Below are 26,999 nucleotides of genomic sequence, written 5' to 3' on the forward strand. Positions count from 1 at the left end.
TGTCCTGCTTAACTCGGCACCTCGATTTCATAGTTGGCGGCCTGCCAGGCTTTCCAGCTTCCGGGTACGTTGCGCACCCGGTCGAAGCCGTTCTTTTTCAGCAGGCTTGCGGCGACCGAGGCGCGAAATCCGCTGGCGCAGTAGGTGGCATAGGGGGCCGAGCGATCGAGATCGTTTATCTTCTCGCGCAGTTCGCCAAGGAAGGCATGTCGCGCGCCGGGGACGTGCCCGCCCTCCCACTCGTCGGGCTTGCGCACGTCGAGCGGCTGCAAATCCTCCGCCTCGTTCAGCTCATGCACGGAAATCTGCGGGATCTGGGCAAACTCTCGCCCGGTTTCGCGCCAGGCCGCCATGCCGCCGGCAAGGTAGCCCCCGAAGTCGGTGAAACCGGTGCGCCACAGCAAGCGCAAGACGTCGGGTAAATCGCCGTCATCGTGCAGAACCAGGTGTATCGGCCTGTCAGGATCCAGCAGCCAGCCAGCCCAAACCGACAGCTCCGGCCGAGCGCCGATATTGAGGCTTCCCGGCACATGCCCTGCGCCGAAGTCCATCATGTCGCGCACGTCGAGAAGCTGCGCGCCGCTTTCCGCGGCCTCGGCAAAGCGGTCCACGGTCATCGGCTCGATCCGGGGCAGGTTGCGCAGAACCTGCGGACCCTTGGAATTCACCTTTTTCATCCGCGGATAATGCGTGGGAACCGGCGGTGCGTCCCCCAGGATCGCTTCCTTGAAGTCCTCCAGATCCTCAATCCGGGCATAGCTGTTGAAGCGCCGTTCGTAGCCGATGGTCGAGGACATCCGGTCGCCGATGTCCGGCCCACAGGCCGAGCCCGCGCCGTGGCAGGGATAGATAATGACGTCATCAGGCAGCGCCATGAAGACATCGCGAACCGTGTGGAAGAGCTTTTCCGCCAATTCCTCGGACTGGTCGTCGCCCAGCAGGTCGGGCCGGCCGACACTGTCGACGAAGAAGGCGTCGCCCGAAAGCACACCCCAGGGCGTGTCCTGGTCGCCGTCGTAGAGCAGGTAAGACATATGCTCCGGCGTGTGGCCGGGTGTTAAGCACGCCTTCATCCGAATGCCGCCAAAGGTGAACTCGTCACCATCCCGCACCGGCTGGTGATCAAAGTCGTATTCAGCGCCGCCCTCGGTACTGACGTACAGTTTGGCCTGCCCGCCAAGCCGATCCACCAGCTCGCGGGCGCCGCTCAGAAAGTCGGCATGGATATGGGTTTCAAAGACATGGGTAATCGCAAGGCCGAAGCGCCGGGCGGTCTCGAGATAGATCTCCACGTCGGGGCGCGGATCGACAACGGCGCAAGTGTGGGTCTCGTCGTCGCCCAGCAAATAAGAACATTCGGCGACGCCATCGGCCAGGATCTGCTCAAAGCGCATGGTCATGATTGGTCCTCCTGTCGGGTAAACTCGTCTCCTTCAAACCAGTTCCGTGCGCCGGGCGGCATTCGCCGGCCCCGAAAACCACCGGCACGGGGCGCCTCTGCTCGGCGCGGGTCCGGGGTCAGCTTTTGCTCGGAAGCGAAGCGGCGGACGCGGCATCATCCCGCTCCTCGCCGAGACTGCACACCGCTTCATGCTGGCTCAGGAAAATCTCCCCCGTCAGTTCTTCCAGCAGGTGGCTGCGCCTCAGGCGGTCCATGACCGGCCCCTTGACCTCGCTCAGATGCAGGCGGATGCCGGATTCGCAAAGGCGCTTGTTGATCACCTCCAGCGACTCCAGCGCCGAAAGATCGACCTCGTTCACGGCGGGGAACATCAGCACCACGTCGGTCAATTCCGGCTTTTCAGCCGCATAGGCGGCAACCTGATCCTCAAGATAGCGTGCGTTCGGAAAATAGAGGCTCTCGTCCACCCGCAATGACAGGACATGCGGCTGGGTCTCGACCTTGTGGCGCAGCACGTTGCGAAAATGCTCGGTGCCCGGCACACGGCCCACCACGGCCATGTGCGGGCGCGATGTCTTGTAGAGGTGTACGAGGATCGAGGTGACGACCCCCGCCGTCACCCCCAGCTCGACCCCCGCCAGCAGCGTCAGCAGAATCGTCACCACAACAGCGGCAAAGTCGGCGCGACTGAAGGCCCAGGCGCGCTTGAGGATCGACAGGTCGACGAGGCTCAGCACGGCTACGATGATCGTGGCCGCCAAAGTCGCTTTGGGCAGATAGTGGATCAGCGGCGTCAGGAACAGCGCCGCCAGCGCGAGGCCGAGCGCCGTGAAGGCACCGGCGGCGGGCGTCTCGGCGCCCGCATCGTAGTTCACCACCGAGCGCGAAAAGCCACCGGTCACCGGAAAACCGCCGGTAAAGGCCGCCCCCATGTTGGCGGCACCAAGCCCGATCAGCTCCTGGTCGGGGTCGATGCGCTGGCGTTTCTTCGCGGCCAAGGTCTGCGCGACAGAAATGGACTCCACAAAACCGATGATCGAGATCAGCAATGCGGGCACCGCCAGTTGTCGGATCAAGTCCGGCGAAATCGAGGGCATTGTCATCGGAGGCAGACTTTGCGGCACCTCGCCCACGATCGCGACACCACGCGCGCCCAGATCGAAGACCCAGACCGCAAGCGTAGTGGCGGCGATGGCCAGAACCGGCCCTGTCTTGGCTCCGATGTCGGCCACCCGCGGGCCAATCCCGAGCCGCCGCAGGAGCGGCTTCAGCCCGCCGCGCACCCAGTAGAGAAAGGCCGTGGCCGAACCACCAAGCGCGAGGGTGATCACGTTTACGTCGCCCAGATGCGCCCAGAGGCTGGCAAGGATCTCGATCAGCGTGTGACCCTCGGCCTCGATCCCCAGGATGTGGCGCAGCTGGCTGGCCGCGATCAGGATGCCGCTCGCGGTGATGAAGCCTGCGATCACCGGGTGCGACAGGAAATTGGCGAGAAAGCCCAGCCGCAACAGCCCCAGGGCAAGGAGCATCGCGCCGGAGAGCGCCGCCAGAGTCAGCGCCGCGGCAGCATAGTCCGCCGTTCCGCTTTCGGCGACGTTACCGACCGCCGCGGCAGTCATCAGAGAAACCACCGCCACCGGCCCGACCGCCAGCGCCCGCGACGTGCCGAAGATCGCATAGAGAATGATCGGCGCGATCGACGCGTAGATCCCGGCCTCGGGCGGCATCCCTGCCAGCAAGGCGTAGGCCAGCGATTGTGGGATCAGCATAATCGTGACGATCACCGCCGCGACGGCATCACCGGTGAAGGCAGTGCGGTCATAGCGGCGCCCCCAGTCGAGGATCGGGAAGTAGCGCGACAGCGACATGGTCTTGGGTCCGGTCATGGTGAAGGACATGCGGGCGGCTGGAAGGCCGCCCGTAAAAGCTTAGTCGAAACGGTTGACCGGCAGCTTCAGGTAGTGATTGCCGTCATCCTCCGTGTGCGGCAGCCGGCCGCCTCGTAGGTTGACCTGAAGGGCCGCGAGGATGCGGTCCGGCAGCGGCAGCGTCGCGTCGCGCTCCTGTCGGCGCTTGATGTAATCATCACGATCCGTGCCGTCCTTGACGTGCTTGTTGTTCGCCTTGTGCTCTGCAACCGTCGCTTCCCACATCGGCTCGTCGCGGTCCGGTCCGCCGTAATCGTGACCTACGAAGAGGCGCGTGTCCCCGGGCAGCCCCAGGATGTCCTGGATCGAGTCCCAGAGCTCGGTCGTCTTGCCGCCTGGGAAGTCCGAGCGCGAGGTGCCGATATCAGGCTGCATCAGCGTGTCGTGCACAAAGGCCGCGTCGCCACAGACATAGGTGATCGAGCCCAGCGTGTGACCTGGCGACAGCATGACCTTCACCTCCAGTTCGCCAATCTTGAACGTTTCGCCCTCCTCGAAAAGGCGGTCGAAATCACGCTGCGGATCGAAGGCCTCAGGCAAGTTGTAGAGGTCGGCCCAGATCTTCGCGATCTCGGGAACCAACGCACCGATGGCGTTGGGCGCGCCGGTGCGCTCCTTCAGATGAGCCGAGGCCATGACGTGGTCGGCATGGGGATGTGTGTCGAGAACCCACTGCACCTCGAGCCCATTGTCTCGCGCGAGATCGAGCACTTGGTCCATGCTCTCGGTCGAGAAACGATAGTTCCGGTGGTCGAAGTTCCAGGCCACGTCGATCAAAGCGGCCTTCTTCGTGGTCGGATCGGCGCAGATATACTGGATGGAGCCCGTGTCAGGTTCGTAGATCCCCCAGATATCGGGGCTGCCCTTTCCAGTCGAAGGCGAATGGCGGACGACCCGGGATTTCAATGGGTCACTCATTGCGTTGCTCCTCTCGTTGCAAGAGGGTTGTCGGGAACGTGGCGGGCTGCCCACATGCCGATCAACATGAAGGGCACGAAGACCAGCGTGCCCGTGGCGGCGATGGGCAGCGCAGTCAATGCCGGGCCGGGGCAGAAGCCGCCTAGCCCCCAGCCAATGCCGAAGATGGTCGCGCCGGCGATCAGCTTGGGCTCGAGGTCGCTTTTCTCCGGGATGCGAAACTTGCTGTCGAAAAAGGGCCGGCTGCGCGAGCGGGTGAGCCAGGCGAAACCCGGCGCCGTGACAAGGATGGCGCCGCCCATTACGAAGGCGAGGCTGGGGTCCCAGCTGCCGAAGAGATCAAGGAAGTTCAGCACTTTTGCCGGGTTCGCCATGCCCGAGATGATCAGGCCAGAGCCGAACATCAGGCCCGAGAGCAGTGCGAATATCTGTTTCATCAATCAGACCTCAGATCAGGTGGCGGGTGACGAGGACGGTCGCGATCGCCGCTGACATGAAAACGATCGTCGCGACGATGGACCGGGCCGAACCGCGGGAGATACCGCAGACCCCGTGGCCGGACGTGCAGCCGCTTCCGAACACGGCGCCGAAGCCCACAAGAAGACCGGCCACGGCCATCAGGATCGGGTTGGAGGGCACCCATTGCTGTGGCCACTCGCCCGTAACCAGCAACCAGAGCGGTGCAGCGAGCAGCAGGCCAAGCACGAACAGCGCCGAGACCCCACGCGCCTCACCATCGCTGCTTCGCGCGAAGATGCGCGAGGTCAAACCGCTGATACCGGCAATACGCCCGTTCGTGGCCATCAGCAGCACTGCTGACGCGCCGATCATCATGCCTCCGCCCAGCGACAGCCAGGGTGTGAATGTAGTCTCCATATCTCGCCTCCGTGACAGCACGCGGGGTCGTGCGCGCTTGATGTTGCCTACCACCGAATATATATCGACTTTTGAATATTCAAGACGGAGAATGTAAATGTCCGGTGAAGACCTGCTCGAAGGCGACATCAAGAGTGCCTCTGAGTTGATGAAGATGTTGGCCTCTGAGGCTCGCCTGCGGATATTGTGTCGTCTGGTGGAGGGCGAGCGCTCGGTCGGCCAGCTCGCGCAGGCCTGTGGTGTCGCGCAGCCCACAATGTCGCAACAACTCAAGCGACTGAAAGATGCCGGCCTGGTCGACAGTCGTCGGGAAGCTCAGACGATTTACTATAGGCTGGCAGGAATTGAAGCCGCCGCCGTGCTGGAAACCCTGCACAGGTTGTATTGCGCGCGTCAACGCTGATTGCTGTCCACTGAAACGACCATGGCAACTTGAACAAGAAGGTCGATAAACGGCTTGCCTCGCTGGGCACTATTCCTATCGCGGGAGAAGCCTCCCACCTCACCAAGCTCGGAGTGTCAGCTGTTGGCAAAAATGGGCAATTCTTCTGACCAGCGGGAGAATTGAGCAATGTTGGGACCGAGACAGGAAGCGCAGGCCGCACTCTTCTACGAGTTCTCGCTGGAGGATCATGTTCCCCAAGATCACCTGCTTCGGTCCATTGATCGGTTTGTCGACCTGAGCAGCATCCGCACCCATCTTGCCGGTTTCTACAGCCATACAGGTCGTCCGTCGATCGATCCCGAACTGCTGATCCGGATGCTGCTGGTGGGGTATTGCTTCGGCATCCGTTCGGAGCGGCGGCTGTGCGAAGAGGTGCATCTGAACTTGGCGTATCGCTGGTTCTGCTGCCTTGACCTGAGTGACCGGGTCCCGGATCACTCGACGTTTTCGAAGAACAGACACGGCCGGTTCCGCGACAGCGAATTGCTACGCCACCTGTTCGAGACGACCGTCGCGCGGTGCATCGAGGAAGGGCTCGTGAGCGGGCAGCGCATGGCGGTCGATGCCAGCCTGATCGAGGCGGACGCGAACAAGCAGAACTCGACACCGAAGGAGGACTGGGACTCGGCGCGGATCGACCCGGCCGATGCGCCCCGTGCGGTTCGCGAGTATCTCGACACGCTGGATGAGGCCGCGTTCGGTGCCGCCAGCGAAGTGCAGCCCAAGTTCACGTCGCATTCCGACCCCGCCAGCCAGTGGACAGCGGCGCGCAAGGGTCCGGCGTTCTTCAGCTATTCCGACAACTACCTGATCGACACGGATCATGGTGTCATCGTCGATGTCGAGGCGACAAGATCGATCCGGCAGGCCGAGGTCGGCTCGACGGAGACGATGCTCGATCGGGTGAAGACCAGGTTCGACCTGCATCCCGAACGCCTGATCGCCGACACTGCGTATGGCACCGCGAAGACGCGCGCCAGATCGCGCGCGACATCGCCAAAACCAAGCAATATGAAATCTCGATGAAGCTCCGAAAGAAGATCGAGATGCTCTTCGTCCACCTCAAGCGCATTCTCGGCCTCGGACGACTCCGATTGCGCGGCCCATGCGGCGCGAACGACGAATTCCTCCTCGCCGCCACCGCCCAGAGCCTCCGGAAATTGGCCAAGGTCTTTCCCGCACCGCAGCAAACGCGAAAAGCGTAACAAGCAAGGCGCCTGCGCCAATCACGAGCGCCAACAGTCTGCGCTCGCGAACAGTTGTTTTTCCACGGAATCGGCCGGAACCGGACAATCGACATCGCGCTGAAGCCGATCGTTCCAGATGATGCCGTGCTATGCAGCGACGGCCTCAAGTCCTATCGGGCTTTCTGCAAGAAGCACGGCCTTACGCACTACGAGGTCGCGAACAAGTCTGGCCAACGGGTCGTCGCCGGGGCATTCCACATCCAGAATATGAATGCGCTTCACTCGCGATACGACGCCTTCATCAGGCCGTTCTGCGGGCCGGCGACGAAGTATCTCTACCGCTACCTGAGGTGGTTCCGGCTCCGCACCAAGATCACACCAGAAGCCGCTTTCAAGAGGATCCTTGAGGCATACTGATCAGGAGCCGGAACATTCCCAACACGGTATCGCGACACAGCCATTTTTCTTGGTCCAGGCGACCAGTTCGCCGTGTCCCGAAAATGCGCTCGCCTCTTGCTCCAGTCGACCAAAAAACGACCGCACTGATCGTTCGAATATCTCCTGTCACCGATAATTGCCTGGTGCGAAGTAACCTCTACCGCGCCCTTCCGCCTCAGGTGGACGCAGCCATGGCAATCCTGCGATAACCGGCCTCGCCATGGTAGAAGCCATTGCTGAGCCCCGCATCCCCGATCAGCGCCGCGAGGCGTGCATCGGCCTCCCGCAGCGGTACTTGCCCGTCCAGGGCGTCGCGAAAGACCTGGGCCACGGAGACCATGTCCACCGCCTGGGGCATCAGGCGCAGGTGGCTGACACCATCCGCCACCAGTCGCGAGGTTTCCGGTAGAAGGTCCATGTAGCTTTCGGACTGGGTCTGGATGCCGTTCACCCGCAAGATCGGCTGTTCATCGCGGGTGCGTAGAGGCATGCCGTCGGGATCCTCCTCGCAGACGAATTGACAGTTGTCCTTGGTCCGGCCATGAGCACGGGCGTGGTAGCAGCGTGCCGAGACGGCGAGAGAGACGCGGCCAAAGACCTGAACTTCGACGCCAAGCCCCAGGTCGCGGGCCGCGCGCGCTGCCACAGCAATGGCCGGGGCCGGCATTTCGGAAGGCAGGCAGACATGGGTCGCGCCCTGCGCGGCCATCCATCCGATCGTCGCCTCGTTGTAGGCATTCATGAAGGGGCCGATGCGGTGTGGTTGCCGACCCCGCGCAAAGAGGCCCGCCGCGTTGTTGATCTCGATCTCGGGCGCGTCCATCGCGGCCAGATCTTCGGTCGCCTTGCGCTCGCGCTTCAGCATCACCTCGGCCAGCGTGGACAGGATCACCCGCTTGCCCGCCCGCTCCAGCCGGTCGATGGTGGCGGGCAGGTCGGCCTCGTGAAAGGGCGCGCGCTTGGAGCAGATCACCTCGCCCAGATAGACCTCGTCCACCGGGGCCTCGTCGGCGATGCGCGCGTAGAAATCGCGGCGCTCTTCGGCGGACCAGTGATACGCGATCGGGCCGAGTGTCAGTTTCGTCATGTCGTTCACCGCCATTTCTTGGTCTCGAATGCGCCTTGCGTCTGTTTCTGCCCCTCGGTCAGGGCGATCAGGTCGGCCATGTTCGGCTCGCGCCCCGCGCGGATGTCGTCCACCGCCGCGCGGAAGGCGCGCACCACCCCCCGCACATAGCTTTTCGAGCGTTGCCGGCCCTCGATCTTGAAGGCATGCACGCCAGCGTCGATCAACTCGGGCAGGAGGCGCGAGAGGTTCAGGCTGATCGGCTCCTCGAAGGCGTAATAGCCCTCGGGACGGTTCGGCGCGGTGTAGCGACCCTTGCAGATGGTCGGGTAGCCGGCCTTTTCCTCGGGACCGAAACGGTCGATGGTGAACCCGGCCAGCTGCGAGGACATCGAGCCGTCATCGCCGCGCCGGTATTCCACGTCCGACGCGGGCGAGCAGACGCCGTCCATGTTGGTCGATTGCCCGGTCAGGTAGTTGGTCAGGCTGCACCGCCCCTCGACCATCAGGCCGTGGTTGCCGAAGATGAACGTCTCGATCTCGCAGGGGATTTCCTTGCGGATCTGGCGGATCTCCGGGATCGTCAGGATGCGCGGCAGCACGACACGCTTGACCCCGAAATTCTCGCAATAATACCGGATTGCCTCGGGGCTGGAGGCGGCGGCCTGCACCGACAGGTGCAGCCTGACTTCCGGATGGGTCCGCGCGATGTAGTCGGCCACGCCCATGTCGGCGACGATGAAGGCATCAACGCCCAGCTTTGCCCCGGTATCGGCGGCTTGGCGCCACAGATCCACCTTGCCTGCGGGGGGATAGGTGTTGAGCGCCAGCAGCACCTTGGTGCCGCGCTCATGCGCGTAGGCGACCGAGGTCGCCAACTCGTCCGGCGTGAAGTTCAGCCCCGGAAAGTTGCGCGCGTTGGTGGCGTCCTGGAAGCCGCAATAGACCGCGTCGGCCCCCGCGTCGACGGCGGTGCGCAGCGCGGCCGGCGTGCCCGCGGGGCAGATCAGTTCGGCAAGGCTCATGTGTTGTCCCGTTCTCTCATGTCGTCAAGGTAACTCCGCCGCAGGCGCGCCAGGATCGCGCGGCCGGGACGGCCGAACATCGCCGCCGTCTCCTCGGCGAGCGAGCCGTCCATGTCGTCGAGCGCATTGCGCAGCCGCACGACCGCCTCGGTGTCGCCGCTCACCTCCAGATCGCGCGAGAAGAAGGCCGCATCACCGTCCTGTTCGGCGTCGATCAGCTCCAGCAGCAGCAGGAACCGGCCGCGGATCGTGGCACCGGCCCGGGGTGCCGCATCGCGCGGCACGGCGCGCAGGACCAGGGCGTTCGGATCCGGGCGCAGATGCAGCGCGAACGGCAGTTCCTGCGGATCGATCAGGAAGTCCGTCGCCTGATGCGCCCCGAGCCGCGCAAAGAGCGAGGGATGCCGCACCGCGATCTGGCGGACGATCCGCGTCAGGATCGGCTGCACAGCGAGGCAGGACAGCCGCGCCACGACCCCTTCACCGGGTCGGCGCCAGGCGGGCGTTTCGCTGCTGATACTCATTACCGATCCTTTCGTTGCGCGGTTGGGACTGTCCCGATCAAGCCTGTTCCTCGAGCCGCGGAAACAGCACCTCGTCCTCCAGATACCTATGCTCATCGAGATCCTCCGCCAGCTTGCCAAGCCCGGCGTAAAGGCGCCGCCACGTTGCACAGGCATTGCGGGGCAAGCGGAAGCCGTGGGTGATCGCCGCGATCCGGTTCAGCGCGCTCTGCTGACTGTCGTGGTCCTTGTTCAGGTCCGGAATCGATACCACTGCGTCCCGGACGGTTCCGGATCGGAACGCGGCAAAGACTCCGTCCTCTTCGGCGCGCATGTGCGCCTCCAGCTCAGTGGTCATCGCTTCCAGCGCCTGCGTCAGCCCGTGCGGCGTGTCAATGTCTTCGGGATGGGCCTTTTCGACCCTTCGGGCGAGTGCGATCAGTTCAGGCAGCTCGCGCCGGTGTGTGTCGTGAAAACGGACCCGGATATGGTCGATCAAGGCTTCGGTCCGGATAGGCGTCTCGGCGGCGGGCATTCAGACCTCCTCTGCTTGGGACTCTTCGAGGTTAATGACGGACCGGCACCAATCGAGGATGGCCGTCTCGTCGGGCTCCAGCGGGCGGGCCATGCCTTCCGCGAAGTCTTCGAAGGCCGCGAGATGGGTGTCGGAGAGGCCGGTCAGGACCGGCACTGCCCGCGAGAGCGCTTCGGCGATCAGCGCGCTGAACCCGCGCCCCTGTGCTTCGCTCAGGACGAACTTGTTCAAAACGACGATGTCTGCGCCCTCTGCCTCCGGCCGCGCGCACGCCGGTCCGACGGCGTCTTCCAGCGCCCCGGCATCCATCCGGCAAGACGCGGAACCGGCGCCCAGGTCCTGCGTGATGCGGGTGAACGGGGCGACGGTTTCGGTCAGCAGCTGATCGGTCATCCCGCGCGCCGGCGCGGACATGCTCGCCAGCGTTGTCATGGCCGTGCCTCGCCTTTGAACCTCGGGCAAGTACGTCGTTCTCCGGCAGATTCGACGTCGACAAGCGCGCCGGTCGCGCTCGGGACGTGGGCTTGTGGATGGTCAATCATCGCAGGCGCTCTGTCAGGTGTGCCGCCGCGTCTTGCTCGGGCAGTCGTGAATTAGTATCTGAAATGCGCATATCACTGTCGGAATGCGCATTTCAATTACCAAACTGGGACCGCGACCTCGCGCCTCACCTCCTTCACCGACCACGGCGTGCGCGTTCTGATGCGTATGGCGGGCGAGCCCGACCGACCCGTCACTGGGGCCGGGTTGACAGTTGCGCCTCGATCAGCGCTTCCAGGCGCATGTTCGGTTCGGGCTTGAAAGAGTGTTCGGTTCACGGGCTACGCAAGGCCGCCGCCGCGCGCCTGGCGGAGTTGGGATGCACCGAACAGGAGATCATGGCGATAACCGGCCACCGAACCAGTAAGGAAGTGACGCGCTACACCAGAGCGGCGAGTCAAAAGATCCGCGCCGAAAGCGCGCTCCGCCGCCTGTCAGGAGAACAAAGCTAAGACAAAAGTGTCCCACCTTTTCCCGACATGTCCACCAGTGGGACAAAATCGGGGTCTAAGTATCTGAATTTACTTTGAGGTTTTTTATAATGGTGCCCGGGGGCGGAATCGAACCACCGACACGAGGATTTTCAATCCACTGCTCTACCCCTGAGCTACCCGGGCACGGGGAACGGAGGGCCGTTCGGGTGCAGGCGTTCTAGGGCAGCGTCGGGGGGGTGTCCAGAGGGTTTTCGTCGAAAAACCTCAATGCGGTTTTCCATCGGGATCGGTGTCGCGTTCCAGCGTCGCGTCGAGAGCGGCCTCGACGTCCTCGGGGTCCGTCGAGGGAACGGCGTATTCGCCCGAAAGCCATTTGCCGAGATCGATCCGGGCGCAGCGCCGGGAACAGAAAGGGCGCATCGTCCGGTCGGTGGGTTTGCCGCAGATGGGACAGCTCATGTCAGGATCTCCGCCAATGGCATCCGTTCGCGCTTTCGTTGAAGTTCGAAGTGCCCAAGCGGCGTCCAGCCGACCAGCGCCGTTTCGATGCGGTCAGCACGAAACGCCGCGCGCAGGGTGCTCTCGAAGAGTTTCCGGTCCTTCTTCGCCATCGGCGCGAGATCGAGCGTGACCTGTCCGCCCAGGCCCCGCAGCCGCAATTGCCGGGGCAGATCGCGGGCGGCGGCAAGATTGACCTTGAGCGCGGCGGCGGGCGACGTGTCGCTGCCGGCGTTGACGTCCACGGCGATGAGCGCGCGGGTGGGCTCGATCCACATCGCGCCATCGCGGCCCAGTGCGACCCGCGGTGTCCGAAGCCCGTCGATGAGGTCGAGCACCCCCTCGGTCTCGAACGCCCCGGCCCGGGCGATCACTGTGGCCGGCATCGACCATTCCCGCCAGGCGAAGGCATGGGGTCCATCACCGTCGAGCAGGGTTTCGGGCGCGCCTTCACGCTCATTCGTGATCTTCTCGGCCACGTCTGCCATCGCCGTGATATCCTCGGCTATGGCCTCGTCGTCGTTCTCTTCCTCACAGGAGGAACGCAGGATGAGACCCATCGGCCGCCCGCCCATCATGTCATGAGCAAGCTCCAGGAGCGCGTCTCGTCGCGCCTCGTCGCGGATGGCGCGCGAGATGTTGAGGCCCGGCGCGTCGGGGGTGACGATCGCGTAGCGGCCCTTGAAAAGGAGTTTCGAGGTCACGGGCACGGCCTTCCCCTGCTCGGCCCGGCCGGACACCTGCACGAGAAGCGGCTCGCCGGGCCGCAGCCCCTTGGCCTGGCGCAGGAACGCGGTGCCGTCGGGAATCTTCAGAAAGCTGCCCCCCTGCCCCTTCACCGGCCGGTCGATCGTGGCGCGGTATATGGTGCCCACGGGCGGAACGGTCTCGTCCGCGACGATCAGGTCCGCAAGCTGCCCGTCCTCCAGCAGCGCCGCCGCCTCGCGTCCGTCGAGCTGATCCAGAATGATCGTGTGAGAGCTCATCGGGCTCCTTTCCAGACGGGATACCCCGCTGCCATCAGAAGGTTGGCCGTCTCGGCGAGCGGCAGGCCCACCACGGCGGAGAACGAGCCACTGATCCACGGGATGAAGGCGCTGGCCGGTCCCTGGATGGCATACCCTCCGGCCTTGCCCTGCCAGTCGCCGGTCGCCACGTAGCCCTCGATCTCGGTCTCCGAGAGGCGCTTCATCCGCACGGAAGTGACGACATCACGCTCCCAGCTTTGCGAGGCGCGGCGCAGGGCGATGGCGGTGATGACCCGGTGACGGCGTCCCGACAGCATCCGCAGGAAGGCGCGCGCCTCGTCCGCGTCCGCCGGTTTGCCCAAAATGCGGCGCCCCACCGCCACGGTGGTATCGGCCGCGAGAAGCAATTCGCCCGCGCCGCAGGAAACCGCCGCGGCCTTTTCCGACGCCATGCGCCGACAATAGGCGCGCGGAAGCTCGGCGCGGCGGGGGGTCTCGTCGATATCGGCCGGCCGCAGATCGTCCGGCGTCACGCCGATCTGCGCCAGAAGCTCGCGGCGTCGCGGGCTCGCCGAGGCGAGAACCAGGCGGGGTGCGGGATCGTGGGAAACTGTCATCATTGCACCCGCTCGGCCTACGGGGTGCGACCGCACCCCGCCAGCGGCGAAACACCTTGCCGCACGAGGCGAAGCGCCGGCTCCGCCCTATTTGAAACGATAGTTGATCCGACCCTTCGTGAGGTCGTAGGGGGTCATCTCGACCTGCACCTTGTCGCCAGCCAGAACACGGATGCGATTCTTGCGCATCTTGCCTGCCGTATGTGCGATGATCTCATGGCCGTTCTCAAGCTCGACCCGGAATGTCGCATTGGGCAGGAGTTCTTTCACGACACCGGGAAATTCGAGCGTATCTTCCTTGGCCATGTTGTCTCCTTGCTAATGGGGCTCCGCCTATCCTGCGGAACGCATCTTAAATGGTGCGGTTTCGCGGCATATTCAAGCGGATTGTTACCTGAGCGCCTCAGGTGTGACCCGCGCGTCGCGCCCTGTCTGCTCGTCCCAGTGCGTCCGGTTGAGCACGATACCGTCGCGGCGCACATGCTCCACCGCCGCGAGGTCGATCTCGCCCACGGTCCAGCCGGGCGTATCGAGCGTGCCTTCCGCCAGCACCCCGGTCTGGGGAAACCCGGTATCGGGCGGGCCGAAGATGCCGCCCATGCCGGTGTTCTGATCGACCGCGTAACACCACTCGGCCGGCCCGACCACCGACGACATGACCGAGACGAACTGCTGCTCGAGTGCGCGCGCCATGGCGCCGATGCGCACTCGCCAATACCCCGCCAACGCCTCGGTGCAGGAGGGCACGAGCAGGATGTCGGCGTCATGAAGTGCCCGCCCGAACGCGGGATATTCGCTGTCATAACAGATGAGCACGCCGATCTTGCCCAACGCGGTGTCGAACAGGCGCAAGGGGCCGCCGGGCACCACGTCCCAGGGGTCGCGCTCGAACCGGGTCATGATCTGCTTGTCCTGGATCCCCATCGCGCCCGTCGGGGTGAACAGGCGCGCGCGGTTCACCGGGCGCGGACCGTAGGTTTCATCGAAGACCGGGGCCGAGCCCGCGAGAATGTGGACACCATGCTTGCGCGCGAGTTCCGAATGAAGCGAATCCGCGTCGGGAATCCGGTCCGAGACGGCATGCAGGCAGCGCTCGAGGTCGTTCGCCACGTCCGGTCCCGACAACATGGCCAGCTCCATCGCGCCGTATTCGGGAAAGACCAGAAGCTCCGCTCCCGTCGCGGCGCCGTTCGCGACCCAGTCAGTCAGCTTCTCGGCATAGGCGCTCCAGCTGTCCAGCGGATCGAGCGGATAGGCGGCGGTGGCGACTTTCATCGGAATCGTCCTTTCGCGGAATTGGATGCGGGTCAGAGGTAACGCGCGCCCCGGCCCTTCGCAATGGGCGGGCGTGCTCAGGCGGGTTCGCCGTCGGTGAACTGAAGCCGCGCGAGACGGGCATAGAGCCCCCCCTCGGCCACGAGGCTTTCATGCGTGCCCATGGCCACGATGCGCCCCTCGTCCATCACGACGATGCGGTCGGCCTTCTTCACCGTGGCAAGGCGGTGGGCGACGATGACGGTCGTGCGGGTGCGCGCCATCGCCTCGACCGCCCGTTGCACCGCCTGCTCGCTTTCGGCGTCGAGCGCGCTCGTCGCCTCGTCGAGAAGCAGGACCGGCGCGTCGCGCAGGATCGCGCGGGCGATGGCGATCCGCTGCTTCTGTCCGCCCGAGAGCATGACGCCGCGCTCGCCGACATAGGTGTCATACCCCTCCGGCAGCGCCTTGATGAAGTCATGCGCGGCGGCGGCGCGGGCGGCATCCTCGACCTCGTCATCGGTCGCGTCCAGCCGGCCGAACCGGATGTTCTCGCGCGCCGAGGTGGCAAAGATCACCGGGTCCTGCGGGACCAGCGCCATGTGCGCGCGGAAATCCCGGCGGAGCATCTTCGACAAGGGCACCCCGTCGAGCGAGACGGTGCCCGCGTCGGGATCGTAGAACCGCTGCAGGAGCTGGATGATCGTCGTCTTGCCCGCGCCCGAAGGCCCCACCAGCGCGACGGTCTCGCCCGGCGCGATATGCAATGTCAGGTCGCGCAGGGCCGGCAGGTCACGGCGCGCCGGGTAGGAGAACTGCACATCGTCGAAATCGAGCGCGCCCTTCACCGGGGTCGGCACCGGCTCCGGCTTCGCGGGGTCGCGCACCGCGTCCTCGGCGCCCAGCAGCTCGACCAGCCGCTCGGTCGCGCCCGCCGCGCGCTGCAACTCGCCCCAGATCTCCGAGAGCGCCGCCACCGATCCCGCCACGAGGATCGCGTAGATGACGAACTGTACGAGCATCCCCGCGCTCATCACGCCTTCGCGCACGTCCCGCGCCCCGATCCAGAGCACGCTGACCACGCCCGCGAAGACGAGGAAGATCACGATCACGGTCATCACCGCCCGCGTCAGGATGCGCCGCCGGGCCGCGTCGAAACTCTGCTCCGTCAGCACCGAGAAGAGCTTGCGGCTGGCGGTCTCGTGGGTGAAGGCCTGCACCGTCTGCACGCTCAGCAGCGCCTCGGACGCATTGCCGGAACTCTGCGCGATCCAGTCCTGGTTCTCGCGGCTCAGCACCCGCAGGCGCCGGCCGAGCGTGAGGATCGGCACGATGATGAGCGGCACGATGAGAAGGACGAGTCCGGTGAGCTTGGCCGAGGTGAAGACCATCAACACCAGCCCCCCCACGAAGATGAGGAAATTGCGCAGCGCGATCGACACCGAGGAGCCGATGACGCTGAGGATGAGCGTCGTGTCCGTCGTGATCCGGCTCAGCACCTCGCCGGTCATGATCCGCTCGAAGAAGGCGGGGCTCATTCCGATCACGCGATCGAACACGGCCTTGCGGATATCGGCCACCACCCGCTCGCCCAGCCGCGTTACGAGTGCGTATCGCAGCCCCGTCCCGAGCGCGAGCAGCCCCGCGACAAGAAGCGCGGCGGTGAAATACTGATCGAGGATTTCGCCGTTCGCGGCGTTGAAATTGTCGACCACCCGGCGCACCGCCATCGGCAGGATGAGCGAGATCGTGGCCGTCAGCACGAGCGCCAGGATCGCGGCGCCGAGCAGCAGCTTGTAGGGACGCAAGAACGGCCAGAGAGCCGAGAGCGACCCGACCCGTTTCGACCCCTCGCGTTCGGCAAGTTTCGGATCGCTGTCGGCGCGCCGTGGCATCACAAGCTCCTTTTTTTCGGGCCGTTCTTGGAGAGATCGCCGGACGGGGTCAAGCAACTAGGAAGAAAACCTTCCCGCCCGCGACGACCGGCCTCACTGGTTGGCGCGCTCGGCCTCGATCTCACGCCAGCGCGCGACGTTCTCATTGTGCTCTTCCAGCGTCTCGGCGAAGGCATGGCCGCCGGTGCCATCGGCCACGAAGAACACGAAATCGGTCTCGTCGGGATTGGCCGCCGCCCTGATCGCTTCCTCTCCGGGGTTGGCGATCGGCGTCGCCGGAAGCCCGTCGATCACGTAGGTGTTCCACGGCGTCTCGGCGCGAAGCTCCGACTGGCGCAGGCCCCGGCCCAGCGTGCCCTGCCCTTCGGTGATGCCGTAGATGACCGTCGGGTCGGTCTGAAGCCGCATGCCGCGGTTGAGACGGTTGACGAAGACGCTCGCGACCCGGCCGCGTTCCTCTGCGATGCCGGTTTCCTTCTCGACGATCGAGGCCAGTTTCAGGAGATCCTCGGGCGTCTCGAGCGGCAGGTTCGGATCGCGGTCCTCCCATGCTGCGGCAAGGATCGCCTCCTGTGCCTCCTGCATCTTGTTGAGCAAACCGGCGCGGTCGTCCCCCTCGCGCACCTCGTAGCTGCGCGGCGCGAGCATTCCCTCGGGTGGAATGGCCTCGATCTCGCCCTCGAGCACATCGACGGATTTCAGGGCATTCGCGATCTGCCAACTGGTCGCGCCCTCGGCGATGGCTACGCGGTAGCGCGTGTCGGCCTCCTCACGGACCTTGAGGAATTCGGCGGGCGGTTCATCCTCGCCGGGGGTGAATTCGGCCTTCTCGACAAAGCGATCCGTCGCGGGATCCAGCTCGCGCACCTCGACCTCTGCGTCGGTCACACCGATGCGATAGACCACCTCGGTGCCGCAGGTGCTTGCCCCGCCGCGCGTGATGAGGTCGACGATCTCGCTCATGCTGGCACCCTCGGGAATGAGCCAGCTTCCGGCCTTGAGCGCCTGCGTCTTGTCCGCGTAATCCGCCCCGATCCGAAGAAGCGAAGGATAGGTGATCGCCCCCTGCTCTGCCAGATCCCGGGACACGGTGCGCATGTTGGCACCACTCTTGACGCGCAGGCAGACGGGTTCGTCGAGCGGCCCCTCCGCGGTGTATTCGGCCTGCCCCCAGATGATCGCGCCCCCGAGCAGAAAGGCGATGACGACGAAGAAGGTAAGCGCGTTCGAGGCAATATGCCGCCACATCAGCGGGGCGTCCCGATACAGAGGCTCGCGTTCGTGCCGCCGAAACCGAAGCTGTTCGACATGGCCACGCGCACCTCGCGCTCTTTCTTCTGGTTCGGGACAAGATCGAGCGGCGTCTCGACCGCCGGGTTATCGAGATTGATCGTGGGTGGCACGACCTGGTCGCGCACGGCGAGGATGGCAAAGATCGCCTCGATCGCGCCCGCGGCCCCCAGCAGGTGGCCCGTTGCGGACTTGGTGGAACTCATCGCGGCCTTGCCGGCGGCATCGCCCAGCAGGCGTTCGACGGCCTTCAACTCGATCGTGTCGGCCATGGTCGATGTGCCATGCGCGTTGATGTAGTCGACTTCGGACGGGTCGATTCCCGCATGACCCAGCGCCATCTTCATCGCGCGATAGCCGCCGTCGCCGTCCTCGCTGGGTGCGGTGATGTGATAGGCGTCGCCCGACAGGCCATAACCCAGTACCTCGGCATAGATCTTGGCGCCCCGTGCCTTGGCGTGTTCGTATTCCTCGAGCACGACGATGCCTGCGCCCTCGCCCATCACGAAACCGTCGCGGTCCGCGTCATAGGGCCGGCTTGCGGCCTTGGGATCGTCGGCACGCTTGGTGCTGAGCGCCTTGCAGGCGTTGAAACCGGCGATTCCGATCTCGCAGATTGCCGCCTCGGCCCCGCCTGCGACCATCACGTCGGCATCCCCGAACATGATCAGCCGCGCCGCATCGCCGATGGCATGTGCGCCGGTAGAGCAGGCGGTCACGACCGAATGGTTCGGCCCCTTGAAGCCGAAGCGGATGCCGACCTGCCCCGAGATGAGATTGATCAGTGCGCCCGGGATGAAGAAGGGCGACACGCGGCGCGGCCCCTTCTCGTGGATGAGGAGCGTCGTCTCTTCGATCGAGCGCAGCCCGCCGATGCCCGACCCGATCATGACGCCGGTGCGCAAAAGGCTCTCCTCGTCCTCGGGCATCCAGCCCGCATCGCGCACGGCCTGGTCGGCGGCGGCGATACCGTAGAGGATGAAGTCGTCGACCTTGCGGCGCTCCTTCGGCTCCATGTAGGCGTCGGCGTTGAACGTGCCGTCCGAGCCGTCGCCCAGCGGCACTTCGCAGGCATAGGTCGTGGCCACCCGGGAGGGATCGAAGCGCGTGATCGTTCCCGCGCCGGATTCGCCCGCCAGCAGACGTGACCAGGATTTCTCGACCCCATCCGCGAGCGGCGTCACCAACCCGAGACCCGTTACGACGACACGACGCATGCAGTTGCCCTCTTTTCACACTCGTTTGCGCCTCTTACCCCGCCTTGCCCCCGATGGGCAAGACCGGGCGGCCCGGCGGATCGGGAACCCGCCGGTCATGCAGGCATGCAAATCGTCAGGTGAATTCGGCCGTAGGCTCCGAGGAAGGCTGCGCGATCGCCAGCGCCTCGGCCAGGTCCACGTCGCGCGCCATGAGAGCACGTCCGATGAGGGCGCCCGAGATGTTGGGCACGTAACGTAGCCGGGCCACGTCGTCCACCGTCCGTATGGTCCCCCGCGCGATCACGGGGTGGCGCGTTTCCGCCGCGAGGCGCGTGATGAGACCGAGGCTTGCATCGCTGTCGCCGATATTGGCGTCGATATCCGTGACGATGATTCCCGCGAGCGGCGCCGTATCGAACGCCTTGATGAACTCGGCCGGGTCGAACGCGCTCTTGCTGCGCCAGCCCTCGGTCATGACCGAGCCTTCGAATATGTCCACCGCAAGGACCATCTGGTCGGGATGATACTTCGCAAGCTCCCGCAGCAGGTCCGGGTCGTGCGCCGCCATCGTGCTCACCACGATGCGCCCCGCGCCCTTGTCGATCCAGCGCTCGACCTGGTCGCGCGCGCGGAAACCGCCGCCAAGCTGCACGGGAATGCCCACCGTGCGGATGATTTCCTCGATGAGCTCGTTGTTGCCGTTCTCACCCTGGAGACCGTCCATGTCGGTGATATGCATCCATTCCGCACCGGCCTCCACGAAGCTGCGCGCGGTCTGGACCGGATCGACATGCCACAGCACCGCCTCTTCGAGACGCCCGCGCGTCAGCGTGACGCATTTGCCCTGTTTCAACTCCAGTGTCGGATAGATGATCATTCCTGCGGCCCCTTTTCACTCAACCGGCTGTCCGGCCCTGCCGAAGCGTCCCGGCCCCGGCATTATGCAATGTCCGCGAGGGCGCGAGTTATCTCAAATCGGCATCGCGCGGTCCAATCGCGGCGCCCCGCGCATTTCCCTCCGGCCGGGACGGAACGAAACCGCGCATCGGCGGTTGTCCCGTCGAGCCGGTCGAACGGACCGGCGTGGAACACAAGACGATTTGGACAGGAAAGGTATCTGACCATGAAACTACTCACGACAAGCGCACTTGCCCTCACCCTCGGCGTGACCGGAGCGATGGCACAGGATGCCCCGAGCTCGGACGAACTCGCCGGGATGAAGGGCGACCTGATCCGCAGCCGCGACATCACCGACGCGGAAATCTACACCACGAATGCCGCGGATGACGAAGGCTGGGACGATGCGGACTATACCGCGGTCGATCCCGAGTGGAACCAGATCGGCGAGATCGAGGATCTGGTCCTGTCGAAGGACGGCAAGATGATCGGCATCGTGGCCGAGGTCGGCGGTTTCCTCGACATCGGCGACAAGCATGTGGCCCTCTCGGTCGACGATGTGAAGCTCGTGCCGGTCGACGACAAGTCCTTCGTCTACGTCACGCGCTACAGCGAAGAACAGCTCGAGGCGCTGCCAAGCGTCGACGAAGGTTTCTGGGACTGATCCATCCGGTCCGCGGAAAAACAAAGGGCGAGGTGATCCGTCACCTCGCCCTTATTCCGTTCTGTGGCCCGCCTCGGAAAGAGGCCGGCCGGATCGCGCTTATTGCGCTTCCTTGATGAACTTCACCGCATCGCCGAAGGTCTGGATGTTCTCGGCCGCGTCGTCGGGAATCTCGATGCCGAACTCTTCCTCGAAGGCCATGACAAGCTCGACCGTGTCGAGGCTGTCGGCGCCCAGATCGTCGATGAACGAGGCGTTTTCCGTGACCTTGTCCTCTTCGACGCCCAGATGTTCCACAACGATCTTCTTCACGCGCTCTGCGATATCGCTCATGCCAAAATCCTTTTCGTTTCTTGGGCTCCTGGCCCGTTCGCCGGCCCGGCTCACTCCGGCTCCGGGGGTTTCATTTTGCCCAACGGGCAGAGTTCACGGCCCGGCCCGCAAGGGGCCGCCCCGGCCAATCAGCGCCGCCTATAGCATATGGCGGGCCGTTGGCAAACGGTTTGTCCAGAATGGGCATTCCCATCCGCAATGACAAGAGGCCGCGCCATGGGAAGGCGGGCTAGAGCATCGCCATCCCGCCGTTCACATGCAGTGTTGCGCCGGTGACATAACCTGCCTCGGAACTGGCCAGATAGAGCACGGCCGCGGCGATTTCCTCGGGCGTTCCCATGCGCGCGGCCGGGATCTTGTCGTTGATAGCGGCCTTCTGATCGTCGGTCAGCTTCTCGGTCATCGCCGTGGCGATGAAACCGGGCGCCACGGCATTCGCGGTGATTCCACGGCTCGCCACCTCGTAGGCGATGGATTTGGTCATCCCCACCATCCCCGCCTTGGACGCGGCATAATTGGCCTGGCCGGGATTCCCGGTGGCGCCGACGATCGAGCTGATGTTGACGATCCGGCCCCAGCGGGCCTTCATCATCGGGCGCATCACGGCGCGACAAAGGCGCATCGTGCTGGTGAGGTTCACGTCGATCACCTGCTGCCATTCCTCGTCGGACATCCGCATGAAGATCTGGTCGCGCGTGATCCCCGCGTTGTTGACCAGGATATCGAGCCCGCCCATCGCCTCGATCGCCTGTTTCGGCAGCGCGTTCACCGCCTCGGCATCGCCCAGGTCACAGGGCAGGACATGCGCGCGGTCGCCCAGCTCGGCGGCCAGCGCCTCGAGCGGACCCTCGCGCGTCCCGCTCAGCCCGACGCTCGCGCCCGCGCCATGCAGCGCCCTCGCGATGGCCCCGCCGATCCCGCCCGATGCGCCGGTCACGAGCGCGCTTTTCCCTGTCAAATCGAACATGCTGGCTTCCTTTCTGCCTCATCGCCGGATCACCCGGCGTTCAACGCCTCGACCGCGGCCTTCACGTCTTCGGGCGTGCCCACCGCGCGGCAGGTCGCCTCCCGCGAGATGCGCCGTATCATCCCGCTCAGCGCCTTGCCCGCCCCGATCTCCCAGAACTCCGTGACACCCTGCGTGGTCATGTATTCGACGGACTCGCGCCAGCGCACCGAGCCGGTCACCTGGCTCACGAGGAGCGAGCGTATCGTCGCCACGTCCTCGACCTCCTTGGCGAAGACGTTGGCGATCAGCGGCACGCGCGGTGTCGCGATCTCCACGTCGTCAAGCGCCTCCGCCATCACCCGCGCGGCGGGCGCCATCAACTCGCAATGAAAAGGCGCGCTGACCGGCAGGAGCATCGCGCGCTTGGCGCCCTTTTCCTTGGCCAGATCCACGGCACGCTCGACCGCGGCCTTGTCACCCGAGACGACGACCTGGCCGGGATCGTTGTCATTGGCCGCCTGGCACACGTCCCGCCCGGCCGCCTCTGCCGCGATCTGGCGCACGGTGTCGAAATCGAGGCCGAGGATCGCCGCCATCGCGCCCGCGCCAACCGGCACGGCCTCCTGCATCGCGGTGCCGCGCGTCCTGAGAAGCCGCGCGGTATCGGCCAGGCTGATGGATCCGGCGGCGGCCAGCGCGGAATATTCACCCAGCGAGTGCCCTGCGACGAAGCTCGCGGCCTCGACGCTCACCCCCTCGGCCTCAAGCGCGGCCATCGCGGCGAGCGACGTGGCCATCAGCGCGGGCTGTGCGTTGCGCGTCAGGGTCAGTTCATCCTGCTCGCCCTCCCAGATCAGGGAGGACAGCTTTTCGCCTAGCGCCTCGTCCACCTCGTCGAAAACGGCGCGCGCCTGCGGGTAGGTATCGGCGAGGGCACGGCCCATCCCGATGGTCTGGGCGCCCTGGCCCGGAAATACGAATGCTCGGGTCATGCTCTGCGCCCCCTTCCCTATCTTCCCTGTTGTTGCATGCAGGCGTTACCGTGCCACGCGGAAGGGCGCAACGCAAATGGCGGCGCAGAGCCGATGTGCGCGGGTGCGGATTGCCGGCGACCGCGTCGGTGCTAAGATCAAACGACACGCATCCGACCGGAGCCAACCCATGCCCCTCGGCAACAGCCACACGACCTACGGATCCGTCACCAAGACCTTTCACTGGCTGACGGCGCTCCTGATCCTCACCAATCTCGGGCTCGGGATCTGGGCCACCAACATCGCGCAAGCGATCGAGGCGCCCGACGTCGAGACGACCGACGCGACCGTGGCGCGAGCGACCTTCCTCTTTTCGCTGCACAAGACCATCGGCGTCACCGTCTTCTTCGTCGCGCTCGCCCGCATCGCCTGGGCCATCGTGCAGCCGAAGCCGGGGCTTCTCAACGGCGACGATCCGCTCGAGGCACGCCTGGCCGAGACCGCGCATTGGCTCCTCTACGGCTCGATCGTCCTTGTTCCACTCACCGGCTGGGTGCACCACGCGGCGGCGACGGGGTTCGCGCCGATCTGGTGGCCCTTCGGGCAAACGCTGCCCTTCGTGCCGAAGAGCGAATACGTCTCCGAGTTCGCCTCGACGCTGCACTATATCCTGCAATGGGTGCTGATCGGAACGATCGTCGCCCACGTCGCCGGCGCGTTCAAGCATCACCTGATCGACGGCGATGCCACGCTGCGGCGGATGCTGCCCGGGCATGGCGGCGCCGAACCCACGGCCCGGCAACCGGGCCATGTCCTGCCGGTGATCGCCGCGCTTGCCATCTGGGCCGCGGCGCTGGGCGGCGGGGTTTGGCTTGGCTGGTTTCCCGAGCGTCACGCGGGCGCCGCCACCGCCGCGTCAAGCAGCGCCGAGAGCGACTGGCAGGTGCAATCCGGCACGCTTGCCATCGAGGTCATGCAAATGGGCTCGGCCGTCGAGGGGCGGTTCTCGGACTGGAGCGCCGATATCACCTATGACGAGACACCGGACGCCGAGGGTCGCCACGGCGACGTCACGGTCACCATCGCCACCCCGTCCCTCACCCTCGGTTCCGTCACCGAGCAGGCGATGGGCAGCACCTATCTCGCGGCCGAGACACATCCGACGGCACGCTACGAGGCGGACCTGGTGGACCGGGACGGCACGCTCATGGCGCTTGGCACGCTTACCATCAAGGAACAGGAACAGCCGCTCGACTTTCCCGTCCAACTCGAGATCGACGGCGACACCGCACGCGCCTCCGGCACCGCGGTGGTCGACCGGCGCAGTTTCGATATCGGCGGGAGCGTGAACGATCCCTCATCGCTCGGCTTCGACGTCACGATCCGCTTCGAACTCACCGCGACGCGGGCCACCGAATGAAAAAGGGCCGCCCGTCACGGGGCGGCCCTGAAACTCCGGTCTCGGACCCGATCACTCGGCCTTCTGCGCCTCGATCGAGATCGTGACATCGAGCTCATCGCCGACGTTGGGCGCGAACTTGCCCGCGCCGAAATCGGACCGCTTGATCGTCGTCGTCGCCTCGAACCCGAGCGTCTCCTTGCCGTTCATCGGATGCTCCGCCACCTTGTTGAGCTTCGCATCCAGCGTCACCGGCTTCGTCTCGCCGTTGATGGTCAGATCGCCCATGATCTTGGCCGTGTCATCGCCCGTCACCTCGATTCCGGTCGACGTGAAGCTCACCATGTCGCCCTCCGCAGTGCCGAGGAAGTCCTCGGACATCATGTGCTGGAACCGCTCTTCCCAACCCGTGTAGAGCTTGTTGGTCGGGATCGACACCGAGACGGACGAGCTCGCCGGGTCCTCCGCATCGAACATGATCTCGCCTTCGAAGCCCGAGAAGGCGTTGTAGGTCTTGGAAAATCCGAGGTGGTCGTAGGTGAACATCACCTGGCTGTGCGCGGGATCGAGCATGTACTTCTCTGGCGCGGCCAAGGCCGCCCCGGCGCCAAGAACAAGGGTCGCTGCGGTCGCAAAAACGATGGATTTCATTCCCAATCTCCCGAAAATAGGTTTTCTTATGGAAGGGAGTGTAACCCGGTTCGACCACACGGCAATCCCGCAGGGCTCAACAGACCCTGTGTGTGGGCAAACATCCGCGCGTGATGTCAGCCGAGGTCGAAGGCGTCCTTGAGGGCGCGTGCCATCTGCGGATCGGCCACGGGCAGCGACAGGACCCGGCGTCCCGCCCCGTCATGCGCCGTCATCCAGCCGTCGCGCAGCACGACTTCCCGGAGCGCGTCGAAATCATGCGCGATCTCGGCCCGGACGTGGCCGGCCCGGTCGAATTCGATCATCGTGACGCGGCGGGCCTCTGGATCGATGCGGATCTCGGGAAGGGCATTGCGGCGCCCGGCGTTCAGACCGTAGATCGCGGCGACCCCGAAGCCGACCGAGAACGCGGCCCGGATCACGTGGACGATGACGTCGCCTGTCTCGACCGGCATCATCCAGACGCCCAGGGCCGCGAGGATCGCGACAGCCGCGATGAACCGCCAGCCCAGCGAGGTCAGGAAGGCAGAGCCGCTCCCGGTCTCGGCAAGCCTGATCTCGGGCATCTGCGGCAGGGCGCGGTCGGGCATGATCGTGTCGGGTAGGGATGTCATCGGGGTCTCCTCGTCTGTTGCGTTAACCTTGACCACCGATTGCGACGCGATTGCGGCGGCAGGCGGGCGTTAATCGGACACCTGCTCGGCACCGGCCCTCCCCCTTGTGCGCAGGCGCGATCCGGGGTATGTGCCCGCGTCCGGCTGCAGAGTTTTTGAACCGCGCAGTCTCTCGTGGATGGGCCGCAGCCGGGTTTACCGCGTCCATCCTTTGAAATGCGCCTTGATAGAAATGGAGTTTCCATGCCGCTTTACGAGCATGTGTTCATCTCGCGCCAGGACCTGTCGAACACGCAGGCCGAGGGCCTCGTCGAACATTTCGGCGGAGTCGTGACCGACAACGGTGGCAAGGTCGTCGATACCGAGTACTGGGGTGTCAAGACGATGGCCTACAAGATCAACAAGAACCGCAAGGGCCACTATGCCTTCATGCGCACCGACGCACCGGCCGAAGCCGTGCAGGAGATGGAGCGCCTGATGCGCCTGCATGACGACGTCATGCGCGTGCTGACCATCAAGGTCGACGAGCACGAGGAAGGCCCCTCGATCCAGATGCAGAAACGCGACGAACGTGGCGACCGCCGCGAACGCCGCCCGTAAGGCAAGGAGACGAACCCATGGCTGCAAAACCGTTTTTCCGCCGTCGCAAGGTCTGCCCCTTCTCGGGCGAGAACGCGCCCAAGATCGACTACAAGGACACCAAGCTCCTGCAACGCTACATTTCCGAGCGTGGCAAGATCGTGCCCTCGCGCATCACCGCCGTCTCGGGCAAGAAGCAGCGTGAACTGGCCCGCGCCATCAAGCGCGCCCGCTTCCTCGCCCTGCTGCCCTACGCCGTGAAGTAAGGAGAGAGACATGCAAGTTATCCTTCTCGAACGCGTGGCCAAGCTGGGCCAGATGGGCGAAGTCGTCGACGTCAAGCCCGGCTATGCCCGCAACTACCTCCTGCTTCAGGGCAAGGCGCTCACCGCCTCGAAAGAGAACATCGCCGCCTTCGAGGACCAGAAGGCACAGCTCGAGGCGCGCAACCTCGAGACCAGGAAAGAGGCCGAGAAGATGGCCGCCGATCTCGATGGCAAGCAGTTCGTCGTGATTCGCCAGGCCGCCGATTCCGGCGCGCTCTACGGGTCTGTCACCACGCGCGACGCCGCGCAGACCGCCACCGACGAGGGCTTCTCGCTCGATCGCAAGCAGGTACTCATCAAGCAGCCCATCAAGTATCTGGGCCTGCATGACGTCCACGTGACGCTGCACCCCGAGGTCGAGGCCACGATCACGCTCAACGTCGCCCGCTCGCCCGAGGAGGCCGAGCTTCAGGCGTCGGGCAAGTCGATCCAGGAAGCGGCAGCCGAAGAAGAAGCCGCGGCCGATTACGAGATCGCCGAGCTCTTCGAGGATATCGGCTCCGCCGCCTCCGACGACCAGGACCTCGCGGAAACGGTCGAGGAAGTCCTGCCCGAGACGGAAGGCGACGACGAGGACGACAGCTCGAAAGGCTGATCC

General features: G+C 65.0%; 32 protein-coding genes, 1 tRNA gene and 1 pseudogene. 9 read left to right on the forward strand and 25 right to left on the reverse strand.

Annotated elements, in window-relative coordinates; genetic code table 11:
* Positions 1–8 precede the first annotated feature (8 nt).
* The 5 genes from K1T73_RS13200 to K1T73_RS13220 all read right to left on the reverse strand — a co-directional run bounded on the left by K1T73_RS13200 (position 9) and on the right by K1T73_RS13220 (position 5,124).
* The gene (locus K1T73_RS13200; protein WP_220601144.1) at positions 9–1,400 is read right to left on the reverse strand and encodes a rhodanese-like domain-containing protein; all 1,392 of its coding nucleotides are present in this window, start codon (positions 1,398–1,400) and stop codon (positions 9–11) included.
* 118 nt (positions 1,401–1,518) lie between these two features.
* Positions 1,519–3,270, reverse strand: a complete 1,752-nt coding sequence (locus K1T73_RS13205; protein ID WP_220603748.1) for a SulP family inorganic anion transporter — start codon at positions 3,268–3,270, stop codon at positions 1,519–1,521.
* Between the two features lie 60 nt (positions 3,271–3,330).
* Entirely contained in the window at positions 3,331–4,248 is a 918-nt protein-coding gene (locus tag K1T73_RS13210; RefSeq protein ID WP_220601145.1) for an MBL fold metallo-hydrolase, read from the reverse strand.
* Positions 4,245–4,685, reverse strand: coding sequence for a YeeE/YedE family protein (locus tag K1T73_RS13215; RefSeq protein ID WP_220601146.1), 441 nt, complete (start codon positions 4,683–4,685; stop codon positions 4,245–4,247). Before K1T73_RS13215 ends, K1T73_RS13210 begins: the two co-directional genes overlap by 4 nt.
* A gap of 10 nt (positions 4,686–4,695) precedes the next feature.
* Complete coding sequence (locus tag K1T73_RS13220; protein WP_220601147.1) at positions 4,696–5,124, reverse strand: YeeE/YedE family protein; 429 nt, start codon at positions 5,122–5,124, stop codon at positions 4,696–4,698.
* Positions 5,125–5,221: 97 nt separating this feature from the next.
* Between K1T73_RS13220 and K1T73_RS13225 the strand changes: the two genes are divergently transcribed.
* The 3 genes and pseudogenes from K1T73_RS13225 (at position 5,222) to K1T73_RS13235 (ending at position 7,173) form a co-directional block, all read left to right on the forward strand.
* Positions 5,222–5,527 carry a helix-turn-helix transcriptional regulator gene (locus tag K1T73_RS13225; protein ID WP_220601148.1) on the forward strand — a complete coding sequence of 102 codons (306 nt, stop codon included), beginning with the start codon at positions 5,222–5,224 and terminating at the stop codon, positions 5,525–5,527.
* Between the two features lie 168 nt (positions 5,528–5,695).
* Positions 5,696–6,774: pseudogene (locus K1T73_RS13230) on the forward strand (transposase).
* Positions 6,775–6,828: 54 nt separating this feature from the next.
* The gene (locus K1T73_RS13235; RefSeq protein ID WP_220601149.1) at positions 6,829–7,173 is read left to right on the forward strand and encodes an IS1595 family transposase; all 345 of its coding nucleotides are present in this window, start codon (positions 6,829–6,831) and stop codon (positions 7,171–7,173) included.
* 196 nt (positions 7,174–7,369) lie between these two features.
* On the opposite strand, the gene K1T73_RS13240 is transcribed toward K1T73_RS13235, so the two are convergent.
* The 5 genes from K1T73_RS13240 to K1T73_RS13260 are packed head-to-tail and all read right to left on the reverse strand — an operon-like array spanning position 7,370 to position 10,755.
* A complete protein-coding gene (locus tag K1T73_RS13240; protein WP_259400255.1) occupies positions 7,370–8,281 on the reverse strand; it encodes a U32 family peptidase in 912 nt (303 codons plus the stop codon).
* Positions 8,282–8,286: 5 nt separating this feature from the next.
* Entirely contained in the window at positions 8,287–9,285 is a 999-nt protein-coding gene (locus tag K1T73_RS13245) for a peptidase U32 family protein (RefSeq protein WP_220601151.1), read from the reverse strand.
* The gene (locus K1T73_RS13250; RefSeq protein WP_220601152.1) at positions 9,282–9,809 is read right to left on the reverse strand and encodes an SCP2 domain-containing protein; all 528 of its coding nucleotides are present in this window, start codon (positions 9,807–9,809) and stop codon (positions 9,282–9,284) included. The genes K1T73_RS13245 and K1T73_RS13250 overlap by 4 nt, the downstream gene beginning before the upstream one ends.
* 37 nt (positions 9,810–9,846) lie before the next feature.
* Entirely contained in the window at positions 9,847–10,323 is a 477-nt protein-coding gene (locus K1T73_RS13255) for a hemerythrin domain-containing protein (RefSeq protein ID WP_220601153.1), read from the reverse strand.
* A complete protein-coding gene (locus K1T73_RS13260) occupies positions 10,324–10,755 on the reverse strand; it encodes a DUF2478 domain-containing protein (protein ID WP_220601154.1) in 432 nt (143 codons plus the stop codon).
* Between the two features lie 350 nt (positions 10,756–11,105).
* Here K1T73_RS13260 and K1T73_RS18085 point away from each other — a divergent pair, with 350 nt between their 5' ends.
* Entirely contained in the window at positions 11,106–11,315 is a 210-nt protein-coding gene (locus K1T73_RS18085; RefSeq protein WP_409077711.1) for a tyrosine-type recombinase/integrase, read from the forward strand.
* Between the two features lie 90 nt (positions 11,316–11,405).
* On the opposite strand, the gene K1T73_RS13265 is transcribed toward K1T73_RS18085, so the two are convergent.
* The 10 genes from K1T73_RS13265 to K1T73_RS13310 all read right to left on the reverse strand — a co-directional run bounded on the left by K1T73_RS13265 (position 11,406) and on the right by K1T73_RS13310 (position 19,895).
* Positions 11,406–11,480 (reverse strand) — tRNA-Phe (locus tag K1T73_RS13265).
* Positions 11,481–11,561: 81 nt separating this feature from the next.
* Positions 11,562–11,756, reverse strand: a complete 195-nt coding sequence (locus K1T73_RS13270) for a DNA gyrase inhibitor YacG (protein ID WP_220601155.1) — start codon at positions 11,754–11,756, stop codon at positions 11,562–11,564.
* A complete protein-coding gene (locus K1T73_RS13275; RefSeq protein WP_220601156.1) occupies positions 11,753–12,781 on the reverse strand; it encodes a ribonuclease E/G in 1,029 nt (342 codons plus the stop codon). Before K1T73_RS13275 ends, K1T73_RS13270 begins: the two co-directional genes overlap by 4 nt.
* Positions 12,778–13,383 carry a nucleoside triphosphate pyrophosphatase gene (locus tag K1T73_RS13280; protein ID WP_259400256.1) on the reverse strand — a complete coding sequence of 202 codons (606 nt, stop codon included), beginning with the start codon at positions 13,381–13,383 and terminating at the stop codon, positions 12,778–12,780. Before K1T73_RS13280 ends, K1T73_RS13275 begins: the two co-directional genes overlap by 4 nt.
* Before the next feature lie 84 nt (positions 13,384–13,467).
* Positions 13,468–13,686, reverse strand: coding sequence for a translation initiation factor IF-1 (infA, locus tag K1T73_RS13285; RefSeq protein WP_005978431.1), 219 nt, complete (start codon positions 13,684–13,686; stop codon positions 13,468–13,470).
* Positions 13,687–13,770: 84 nt separating this feature from the next.
* Entirely contained in the window at positions 13,771–14,655 is an 885-nt protein-coding gene (locus K1T73_RS13290; RefSeq protein WP_220601157.1) for a carbon-nitrogen hydrolase family protein, read from the reverse strand.
* A 77-nt stretch (positions 14,656–14,732) separates the two neighbouring features.
* Positions 14,733–16,529: an ABC transporter transmembrane domain-containing protein gene (locus tag K1T73_RS13295; protein ID WP_220601158.1), complete on the reverse strand. Its 1,797-nt coding sequence runs from the start codon at positions 16,527–16,529 to the stop codon at positions 14,733–14,735.
* A 93-nt stretch (positions 16,530–16,622) separates the two neighbouring features.
* Positions 16,623–17,777 (reverse strand): endolytic transglycosylase MltG, encoded by a 1,155-nt coding sequence (mltG, locus tag K1T73_RS13300; RefSeq protein ID WP_220601159.1) that lies wholly within the window; start codon positions 17,775–17,777, stop codon positions 16,623–16,625.
* Positions 17,777–19,036 (reverse strand): beta-ketoacyl-ACP synthase II, encoded by a 1,260-nt coding sequence (gene fabF / locus K1T73_RS13305; protein WP_220601160.1) that lies wholly within the window; start codon positions 19,034–19,036, stop codon positions 17,777–17,779. Before fabF ends, mltG begins: the two co-directional genes overlap by 1 nt.
* Positions 19,037–19,151: 115 nt before the next feature.
* Complete coding sequence (locus K1T73_RS13310; protein WP_220601161.1) at positions 19,152–19,895, reverse strand: 1-(5-phosphoribosyl)-5-[(5-phosphoribosylamino)methylideneamino] imidazole-4-carboxamide isomerase; 744 nt, start codon at positions 19,893–19,895, stop codon at positions 19,152–19,154.
* Positions 19,896–20,141: 246 nt separating this feature from the next.
* On the opposite strand from K1T73_RS13310, the gene K1T73_RS13315 reads away from it, so the two are divergent.
* Complete coding sequence (locus K1T73_RS13315) at positions 20,142–20,579, forward strand: PRC-barrel domain-containing protein (RefSeq protein ID WP_220601162.1); 438 nt, start codon at positions 20,142–20,144, stop codon at positions 20,577–20,579.
* Positions 20,580–20,678: 99 nt separating this feature from the next.
* On the opposite strand, the gene K1T73_RS13320 is transcribed toward K1T73_RS13315, so the two are convergent.
* The 3 genes from K1T73_RS13320 to fabD form a co-directional block, all read right to left on the reverse strand.
* Positions 20,679–20,912 (reverse strand): acyl carrier protein, encoded by a 234-nt coding sequence (locus K1T73_RS13320; protein ID WP_220601163.1) that lies wholly within the window; start codon positions 20,910–20,912, stop codon positions 20,679–20,681.
* A 229-nt stretch (positions 20,913–21,141) separates the two neighbouring features.
* The gene (gene fabG / locus K1T73_RS13325) at positions 21,142–21,879 is read right to left on the reverse strand and encodes a 3-oxoacyl-[acyl-carrier-protein] reductase (protein ID WP_220601164.1); all 738 of its coding nucleotides are present in this window, start codon (positions 21,877–21,879) and stop codon (positions 21,142–21,144) included.
* 29 nt (positions 21,880–21,908) lie between these two features.
* Entirely contained in the window at positions 21,909–22,853 is a 945-nt protein-coding gene (gene fabD / locus K1T73_RS13330) for an ACP S-malonyltransferase (protein WP_220601165.1), read from the reverse strand.
* A 169-nt stretch (positions 22,854–23,022) separates the two neighbouring features.
* On the opposite strand from fabD, the gene K1T73_RS13335 reads away from it, so the two are divergent.
* Positions 23,023–24,252, forward strand: coding sequence for a cytochrome b/b6 domain-containing protein (locus K1T73_RS13335; protein ID WP_220601166.1), 1,230 nt, complete (start codon positions 23,023–23,025; stop codon positions 24,250–24,252).
* 51 nt (positions 24,253–24,303) lie between these two features.
* Here K1T73_RS13335 and K1T73_RS13340 read toward each other — a convergent pair whose 3' ends face one another.
* Both K1T73_RS13340 and K1T73_RS13345 read right to left on the reverse strand, forming a co-directional pair.
* Positions 24,304–24,882: a YceI family protein gene (locus K1T73_RS13340; protein ID WP_220601167.1), complete on the reverse strand. Its 579-nt coding sequence runs from the start codon at positions 24,880–24,882 to the stop codon at positions 24,304–24,306.
* Between the two features lie 116 nt (positions 24,883–24,998).
* Complete coding sequence (locus K1T73_RS13345) at positions 24,999–25,496, reverse strand: hypothetical protein (protein WP_220601168.1); 498 nt, start codon at positions 25,494–25,496, stop codon at positions 24,999–25,001.
* A 243-nt stretch (positions 25,497–25,739) separates the two neighbouring features.
* Between K1T73_RS13345 and rpsF the strand changes: the two genes are divergently transcribed.
* The 3 genes from rpsF to rplI are packed head-to-tail and all read left to right on the forward strand — an operon-like array spanning position 25,740 to position 26,996.
* Entirely contained in the window at positions 25,740–26,096 is a 357-nt protein-coding gene (gene rpsF / locus K1T73_RS13350) for a 30S ribosomal protein S6 (RefSeq protein WP_220601169.1), read from the forward strand.
* 17 nt (positions 26,097–26,113) lie between these two features.
* Positions 26,114–26,341 carry a 30S ribosomal protein S18 gene (gene rpsR, locus K1T73_RS13355; RefSeq protein ID WP_220601170.1) on the forward strand — a complete coding sequence of 76 codons (228 nt, stop codon included), beginning with the start codon at positions 26,114–26,116 and terminating at the stop codon, positions 26,339–26,341.
* A gap of 10 nt (positions 26,342–26,351) precedes the next feature.
* Entirely contained in the window at positions 26,352–26,996 is a 645-nt protein-coding gene (gene rplI, locus K1T73_RS13360) for a 50S ribosomal protein L9 (RefSeq protein WP_220601171.1), read from the forward strand.
* Positions 26,997–26,999 lie beyond the last annotated feature (3 nt).

This window comes from Roseovarius sp. SCSIO 43702 (assembly GCF_019599045.1).
Lineage (GTDB): Bacteria > Pseudomonadota > Alphaproteobacteria > Rhodobacterales > Rhodobacteraceae > Roseovarius.